5 protein-coding genes are annotated in these 8,241 nt (G+C 69.6%); 3 read left to right on the forward strand and 2 right to left on the reverse strand.

Translation table 11 applies throughout. The features are described from left to right. Positions 1 to 294, forward strand: a 294-nt coding sequence (locus AB0J08_RS40435; protein ID WP_360644816.1) for a hypothetical protein, incomplete at its 5' end; no start/stop codon positions are given. Positions 295 to 761: 467 nt separating this feature from the next. Next, positions 762 to 3,278, forward strand: a complete 2,517-nt coding sequence (locus AB0J08_RS40440) for a Helicase associated domain protein (RefSeq protein WP_360644819.1) — start codon at positions 762 to 764, stop codon at positions 3,276 to 3,278. Positions 3,279 to 3,625: 347 nt separating this feature from the next. On the opposite strand, the gene AB0J08_RS40445 is transcribed toward AB0J08_RS40440, so the two are convergent. After that, positions 3,626 to 4,420, reverse strand: coding sequence for an IPT/TIG domain-containing protein (locus AB0J08_RS40445; protein WP_360644822.1), 795 nt, complete (start codon positions 4,418 to 4,420; stop codon positions 3,626 to 3,628). A 1,452-nt stretch (positions 4,421 to 5,872) separates the two neighbouring features. Here AB0J08_RS40445 and AB0J08_RS40450 point away from each other — a divergent pair. Continuing rightward, positions 5,873 to 6,604, forward strand: coding sequence for an IPT/TIG domain-containing protein (locus AB0J08_RS40450; RefSeq protein ID WP_360644825.1), 732 nt, complete (start codon positions 5,873 to 5,875; stop codon positions 6,602 to 6,604). Positions 6,605 to 7,097: 493 nt separating this feature from the next. Here the strand turns inward: AB0J08_RS40450 and AB0J08_RS40455 are convergent. Next, a partial coding sequence (locus AB0J08_RS40455; RefSeq protein WP_360644828.1) for a hypothetical protein occupies positions 7,098 to 8,241 on the reverse strand: 1,144 nt, incomplete at its 5' end.

An 8,241-nucleotide genomic window follows, 5' to 3' on the forward strand; every position in this document is an offset into this window, starting at 1 on the left:
AAGGGCGTCGCCGCGATGACCGAGGCGATCAACGGCGTGGACGTCTGCGTCCCGAACGACGTGAACTCGCACAACATCAAGCTCAGGAAGGGCATCGGGTCCCTACGGGCCTTCGGCCCTCCGTTCGCGATCGCCCTTCGGGCGATCGGCGGACCCGCTCCGCGTGTCCGTGGTCTGACCTTCGGTCAGACCTGCCCCGGCTTTGCCGGGGTGGCCGGCGCTTCGCGCTCGGCCTGGGAGCCGCTCCGCTTCGCTCCGGCGGCTCCTCGGGTTGAGCTCTCGTCAATGTATTGAGCTGGGGTGATGGCTGATGCGGTACGGACGGCGCTTCGCGCCGACCGTGGGCTGACTAGGGGTGGGGTGGCGCGGAGGGGGTGCGTGCGGGTCGGCTTCACTCCCGCCGGATTGGTCTAGTCCACGGCCTGGACCTCCGTTTCGACCTCTCGGCAGGTCGCGGTGCGCTACCCTGGCAGGGTGAGCAACGGCCCTCGGTGTATCAGTCTTGGAACGTCAGGTGATCCCGCCGGGTGCGGGGTCCGGACCCGGCCTTTTCGGGTGTTTGGCGGAATTTGCGACCGGGTGCTGATATTCTGCCGAATGGCCGCTCCTGTTGGGCTTTATTTCCGGTTGCCTCGATTCTCGGGCCGGTCTGTCGAATGTATCAGTAGGGCACTGTCAGAATTTCCCGCGTGGTCCCTGGTGTGGGCTCGGGAATGGGTGAGGGGAGACACGTCTTCGTGAACGTCGTAAAGCCTGGCCTGATGGCCACTCAGTCCGCCGCCGGCATCTCGCTGCGGGGGCATCAGGAAGAGGCGCTGGAGGCCATCGTGCGGGGCCTGACGCCCCGTCCGGGACACCCGGCCCCGAACGGGCTGCGGGTGACGGTCCAGATGGCCACCGGCTCCGGGAAGTCCTACGTCGGGGCGGCGGCCGGCCAGAAGCTGGTGCCTCGCGGCGTGGTCCTGGTGGTCGTGCCGACCCTGGACCTGCTGGTGCAGATGATCGGCTCCTGGCGGGCGACCGGGCGGTCCGGGGACATGCACGCCATCTGCTCCCTGGTCGACTCGGAGCTGCCGTACGGGGTGGGGGCGTCCACCAGCCCGCTGATGATCGGTATGTGGCTGTCCCAGGCCGCGAAGCACCGCCGGCCGACCACCCTGTTCGCCACCTACGCGTCCGTGGGCGCTGTCGGGGACGCCTACACGTACTGGGCCGAGCGCCAGGGCGAGGTGCTGCCGCCGCTGGGGCTGATGGTCTGTGACGAGGCGCACCGTTCCTCCGGCAGTGTCGAGAAGACCTGGACCGTGGTGCACGACCAGGCCGCCATCCCGGCGGAGCGCCGGCTCTACATGACGGCGACCCCGAGGATCTGGGCGCCGCCCAAGCGCCCCGTCAAGGGCCGCGAGGGGGCTTTGCAGCCGCTGCCGGAGGAGCTGGCGGTGTCCATGGACGACCAGCGGGTCTACGGCCCGCACGTGTACTCCCTGGGCCTGGCCGAGGCGATCGACCGCAAACTGCTCGCCCCGTTCGAGATCGTGGTCCTGGAACTGCGCGACCCGCTCGGCGACCGCCAGGCCGCCGAGCAGCAGGGCGTGCCGTGGGGGCCGGGGGTCGGTGAGGCGCAGGACGGCAGCGAGGACGAGGTGCCGGCCGCGCGGATCGCGGCCATCCAGGCCGGGCTGGCGAAGACCGTGGCCGAGCGGGGGTTGGAGCGGTGCATCACGTTCCACAACCGCACGATCGAGGCCCGCTATTTCTCGGAGACGCTGAACCAGACGGTCGAGAAGCTCCACCTCGAGAACCCGCAGAAATACCCGGCCGAGTTCTGGGCGCAGTGGCTCTCCGGTGAGCACGAGATCGACTATCGGAAGGAGCTCATCGGGGACTTCGGAAAGGGCGAGGAGGACGACGGTCTCAGGCACCGGATCTTCAGTAACTGCAAAGTCCTCGGTGAGGGTGTCGATATGCCGAATGCAGATTCGGTGCTTCTCCAGGGCCGGGGCAGCATGGTGGATATCGTCCAGGCCATCGGCCGTGCCCTGCGCATGCAGCCCGGCGAAGGGAAGACCGCCAGCCTGATCGTACCGGTATTCCTGGGCCCCGGAGAGGAGCCCGGGGACATCCTGGAGTCGGACAGCTATGGTCCGCTTGTTCGAATTTTGACCGCGTTGAGGTCGCACGATGCCCGGGTGGTGGAGGCCCTCGCGGTGCCGCAGAAGTCCGGCAAGCGGACCAAGGGGCGCAGCGCCGAGGCGGCTTCCGGTCCTGGTGAGGGCGCTGTGGGTGCGGGTGGGTCGGGGGCGTTCACGCTGCCGGTGCGGTTCCAGACGCCGGTGGACGAGAATGTGCTCGCGCTGTTCATCGCCTCCCGGGTCCTGGTCGGTGAGACGCAGCTGTGGCGTGAGGGGATCGGTCACGCGCGCAGGTGGTTCGAGGAGACCGGCGGGCTGGACGTTCCTTATTCCGCGCTGGTCGGAGAAAACGGTAATTACCCGCTCGGAAAGTGGCTGTCGGACCGGCGCAGCGAGAATGCGAACGGCGAACTGGCGTCATACCGGGTGGAGATGCTGGACGCGCTCGGGATGATCTGGTCCGTCTCCGACGCGCGGTTCGAGGCCGGCCTCGACTGGGCGCGGGTCTGGGCGAAAGGCCACGGCGGGAGCTTGGCGGCGCCGGCGCGGGCCTCGATCGGCGGGTACGCCATCGGGACGTGGCTCGCGGAACTGCGGGCCGCCGCACAGGTGCCCTCGGGCGAGCCGGGGGCACTCGCGGCGGAGCGGCGCCGGGCGTTGGAGGAGATCGACCCGTTCTGGTGCCCGAGCTGGCCGATCACCTGGCAGCGCACCTACAGCGTGGCCAGGTCTTGGTGGCTGGAGGCCGACGGCCACGTCGACTGGGCGCAGCTGCCCGAGGAGACCGTGTTCGAGGGCGAGCAACTCGGCCGCTGGGTAAGGGCGCAACGCGGCGGCTGGCCCGGTCTGGAGACCGACCAGCAGGACCTGCTGACCGCGATCGGCATCGAGGAAGACCCGGACCTGGTGGCGGCGAAGGCCACCGCCGAGGCGAGGCCCAAGGTGTCCCGCACGGACCGCTTCCAGCAGGGCCTCGCCGCGCTGGCGGCCTTCGTCGAGGAGCACGGCCACCCTCGCGTGCCGCGCCCGTACAAGACGGGCGAAGGGCTCTCGCTGGGTGCGTGGCTCAACAACACCAAGGCCCGCCGGGACAAGCTCAGCCCGGAGCAGCTCGCGCAGCTGGAAGCCCTGGGTGTGGCCTGGTAGGCGCGTACCGGCCGGCCCCAGTGTCCCGTGGTGGTTGGCGCTGCTACGGTGTTCCGGCGCTGAGGACGCATTGGAGGCCGTCTGGCGGAGCGCATGCTGCCGGACGGCACGGTGGTGTCCGGCCGGGCCGGACTGGACCAAGGTGTCGGTTGTGCTGAAGCGTTGCCGCGCCGACGGTCCCAGCGTCTGGCGTGGATGAGCCGGACTTCCCCCAACGGGTCGTCTTTCGGCGGGTTCCCCAGCAACGAACTGCTGTGCCTTGGCCTGAGCCAGGGCACAGCATCTGCCGGCATCGCTGTCAGGGTGCGGCGATCCGCTGTCAGCCCGGATCGGCGGCCTGGAGATGATCAGGTCACGGGCCCGTAGGTGGCGCTCGTCGTGCTGGTGCCGCCCGGTGTGGTGACCGTGATGTCGTAGCTCGAGGCGGTGACGAGGCCGGTGGGCGTGGTGACCTGAACCTCCGTGGCGCTGAGGCCGGTGATGTCGGTGGCGTGGAACACGGCGGCGGTGACCGTGTCCGTGAAGATGACGTCGCTGACGTCGACGAGGTTGGTGCCGCTGACGGTGACGCCCGACTGGCCGGCCGATCCGGCGGTGGGGGATACCCCGGTAACCGTCGGGAGGTTGTAGTAGGTGAACTGGGAGGCGGCTCCGGCGGGGACGCTGGTGCCGCCGGGGCTGGTGACGGTGACGTCCACCGACTGCGTGGTGGTGGTGAAGCCCGTCGTGTTGGTGGGAGGGGTCGCGTTCAGCAGGGTGTCCCCCGTCTTGCTGTTGATCGTGCCGGCGCCGGCGACGCCGAAGGTGACCGCGGTCGCGGTCGCGAAGCCGGTGCCGGTGAGGTTGACGGCCGGCGGAGTGAGCGGCCCGGCGTTCGCGACCACAGCCGAGCACATCGGGGTGGCGATGTAGAAGAACGGCTTGCTGTTGCTGGTGGAGGTTCCCACGGTCACGCTGACGTTGGTCTGACCGGCGCACCCGCTGGGGACCGTGGTGGTGACGGTGGTGGTGGCACCAGTGGCGGCAACCGCCTTGGAACCGAAGTTCACCGTCACGGCAGAGGTGCCGAATCCGCTGCCGTTGATGGTCAGGGAGTCCCCGGCCTTGCCCTGGGTGACGCTGAGGGAAGTGATGGTTGCCATGATGTGTCTCCTTCTCTGGGGTACTGCTCGAATGAGTGGGACTGGGAGGAAGACGTAACGCGGGCAGCCCGATAGGGCGTAGGCCGTCGGAGAGGGAACCGCGTGGTCCCGGAGCCACGTGGGACGCGGGGCTGCCGGTGACGCTGACTTCGTGAGGAGAGAGCCTGCGGCGGAGGTGTCCGGCTAGAGGGCGTCCGGCTCGTATGGCGTTTACCTGGCCGCTGTTGAGCCGTCACATCCACCGGTCCCGAGCAAGGACACGGCATCAGCTCAGGATTCCGAAGATTAATCTGCCTACTACCACCACAGGGCGCCCGTGGCGACGCCCAAAGGCTGAAGAACCACGGCCTCAGCGGGGCTGTCACTTCCGCAGGGGGTGGGCAGCCCACCTGACCGGATGATCACATTAAGCCACTTGGCGGCTACTTTCCGCAATACAGTTGACGGGACATCACCCGTTTGGCCGACACTGACACGGCAGCTGCACTCAGATCAACAAGAAGCGGCAGCGGCGTGTGCTGCGCGTGAAGGAGATGGTGCTGTCGCTGTCCGCGCGGGGTCTGACGCACCATCTCCGCGCACCTGGCCGAGGTCCATGGCGCGAGCGCGTCCAACCAAGTCCACGATCCCGACCATCACCGACGAGGGTCGTGCACGGGATGCCGGAGTGACATAAACCGTCCCCAGGTCCCGGCCGCCTGCGGGGGCCCGCCTGCGTCGGGCGGACCGGTGGCGATAGGTAGTGGGGGCAGCCGCAGCAACTGAAGCGCTGTGCGAGCAGGACGGGAGTGAGGGGCGCCGTTGTCGGCGGATTGCCGGCCGCAGGAGCTCCGCCGTTCGGGTGACGTGTCGTCACCGTGGTTGCTAATGGCATAACGCGAATGGGTTACTGTACGCATCCGAACGGGTGGGCCGCCCATCCCCCCGCGGGGAAGTGGCAGTTGGCCTGCCGTCGGCCTCAGGGGCGGCGTTCCAGGCCGGTGCCACTCTGGGCACCCCCGCGGAGGGCAGGATCCATCAGCCGGTGCTGCCGCGGCGGCCCCGGCTGATGCGGCCGAGTCACACTTCGACCGAAACCCGGCATCGCTCCCGTGTCCTTTCGACCGATCGTGCGCCACCGTGGCCGACCAGGTTCGGCTGCCGTCCTGACCACTGCCTGAGTGCCCGCAAGGGCAGCACCTTACGGTCTGGCCTTCCCACCGCCGTTCGGATCGGCCGCCTTATCGGGAAGACGGTTCGCGTTTCCCGACGCCGGGAGCGTGGGCCCTCTCAGGCCCGGCTACCCGTGGCCACGTCGACGGGTCGGGATTCCGGGCGGTCTCAAGCCGCGGGCTCCAGACGCGGAAGGAAGATCCACGGCAGCCGTACGGTCGCTGATGAGCATCGGTGACACACCGCCTGTAGAGGAGAGATCGCCCCACGCACGCACATCCGTCCTCCTGGAGGCACATCATGCCTATCAGCCCGAACCAGGGATCCACCGGCGGAGGGACCACGGTGACAATCACCGGGACCAGCCTGGCCGGCGCCACCGCCGTGAGGTTCGGCAGCAAGCTAGCCACCATCACCGCCAACACCGCCACGTCGGTCACATGTATCTCGCCCTCGGGCGCCGGTACGGCGGATGTCACCGTGACCACTGCGGGCGGAACCAGCAGCCCGCTGTCGTTCTTCTACGTCGGCGCGCCGTTCAAGGCTTTCCTGAGCGCTACGTCCGGTCCCATGACGGGCGGCCACACCATCACCATCGCTGGTACCGGGCTATTCACCGCGACGGCCGTCACCTTCGGTGCCACCAGCGTGACGCCGACGGTGATCTCCGATAGTCACCTCGATCTCACCTCCCCGGCCGCGACCGCGGCCGGGGAGGTGAGCGTCAGCGTCACCACGGCGGGCGGCACCAACAACGGCTTCCTTTATACCTATATCGAGGCCCCGGTCATCGCGAGCCTCACTCCCGACCAGGGGACGGCATTCGGGGGGACCGACGTCGCGATCGCCGGCAGTAACCTCACCTACACCGACGAGGTCCGCTTCGGCGATGCCTCAGCATCCTTTGCCGCGGTCTCCGACAACCTGATCCTCGCCACCGCGCCGCCGGGAATACCCGGCACAATCACCGTCACCGTCCACAGCCCGGGGGGAAACAGCAACGAACTCGCCTACCAGCAGTACCCGCCGTGAGCAGGATCGGGGACCATCGCGGTGGCATGATGACACCGGCTGAGTCGACTACTCGGCAGATCCAGCCGTCGCTGTCGGCTACCCGAGCGCAGGGCGGCGCTGGAGGACATCGACCCGTGGTGGTGCCCGCACTGGCCGATCACCTGGCAGCGCGCCTACGCGGTGGCCCGGCAGTGGTGGCTCGAGTGCAACGGCCGCATCGACTGGGCCGGCCTGCCAGTGGAGACCGAGTTCGAGGGCGAGCAGCTCGGCCGACGCCGACCGGAACCCTTAACGGGCAGGCCCCCATGGCCTGGCCGTTTTCATGTATCCGGGCCCACCTCGGTGGGCTCCCGTACCCGCCGCGGCCGTTTCCCGGCCCGGCCGGCTCCGCGGCACCGCCGGGCCGGGTCGCGGGTCGGCTACGCAGGGCGCGCATCCTCCGGCCGCACCTACCGGGCTCCGACCGGCCGGTCCCGCGCGCCCGGGGACAGGCCGCGCGGGCGGAGGCCGGCTACCTGTGCCAGGCGGGCGGGGGCGGACAGCCTCGCATGTACTCGGTGACGGCCCAGGGGTAGCGGTAGTGGGCATTGCTGAAGGGCCAGATCGTGCGCTGGTCCTGCGGTTTGGGGGCGGGGCGGCCCGAACGGGCACGGGGCTTGGGCGGCTGGGGTGGGCGCAGTTTGCAGGTATCGGCGAAGTCGAACAGGCCGGGCAGGCCGTGGCCGGTGAAGGGGGCGTCGAACAGCGGGGTGTCGCCGGCTTCCGCGATGGCGTGCTGGTAGGCGGCGGCGAGGAGCAGGGGCCGCGCCCAGGGCGGCACGGGATGGGTGAGGCAGCCGAAGCGCAGGCCGTCCGCGTCGTGGAGGGCGATGGTGGCCGCTTCGGTGGTGAGGTCGGTGGGGCGGGCGGTGTGGAGCTGGGCGTCGGACGCGGCGGTGAAGACCGCAGCGGCGAGCTGGGTCGCGAGATGGGGGTGGGCGGTCGCGGTGTGGAGGCGGCGGGCAACTTCGGTGGCGGTGGCGGGGGGCATCTGGGGCGGGTGGAAGCCGCGGTCGTGGGCGAGCGGCGGAGTGCAGCGGCAGCGGCGCTGGGCACCGTCGCCGGAGCAGTAGGTGGTCAGGGCGGGCAGGTTGAGCCAGCGGTCGTGCATCGGGACAGGGCGGGGAGGGCGGCCCCGCGGAAGGTCGGTGTCGTCGATGCCAGGGAGGCGGGCGGCCGCGTCGGCGAGGCGGTGATCCACCTGGCGCAGGGCCTGTTCGAGGGCGGGGGTGGGACGGCGGCGGTGGCAGACCAGGACCAGGTGCACGCCAGTGCGCTCGCGCAGGGTGATCAGGTCGTGGATGCGGCGGCGGCCGAGCAGGTGGGTGCGCAGCACTGTGAGGTGGGTGATGGGGGTGGCGAGGGTCCAGGCTGCGACCATCGCCCAGGGCGGGTCAGGGTCGAGCCTCGGGTAGCCGGTGACGGGGACGGGTTTGCCGAGGGCAGCGAGGATGTCGTAGGCGAGGCAGATCGTGGAGTCGGTACCGACGGTGGGGTGGACGGTGACCTTGCCCGTGGTGGGGGGCCTTCGCCCTGATGGGTGGACACGCTGATACTGGATCTGCTTGATCCGGAGGAAGCGAGAACACCGCCGATGGCGATGAAGGACTACTCGG

Origin of the sequence: Kitasatospora sp. NPDC050463 (assembly GCF_040655255.1) — a bacterium.
Lineage (GTDB): Bacteria > Actinomycetota > Actinomycetes > Streptomycetales > Streptomycetaceae > Kitasatospora.

Bases quoted from the DNA above. Each gene is read 5' to 3' on its own strand.
- AB0J08_RS40440 (WP_360644819.1), top strand. From the start codon at position 762: ATGGCCACTCAGTCCGCCGCCGGCATCTCGCTGCGGGGGCATCAGGAA.
- AB0J08_RS40445 (WP_360644822.1), bottom strand. From the start codon at position 4,420: ATGGCAACCATCACTTCCCTCAGCGTCACCCAGGGCAAGGCCGGGGAC.
- AB0J08_RS40450 (WP_360644825.1), top strand. From the start codon at position 5,873: ATGCCTATCAGCCCGAACCAGGGATCCACCGGCGGAGGGACCACGGTG.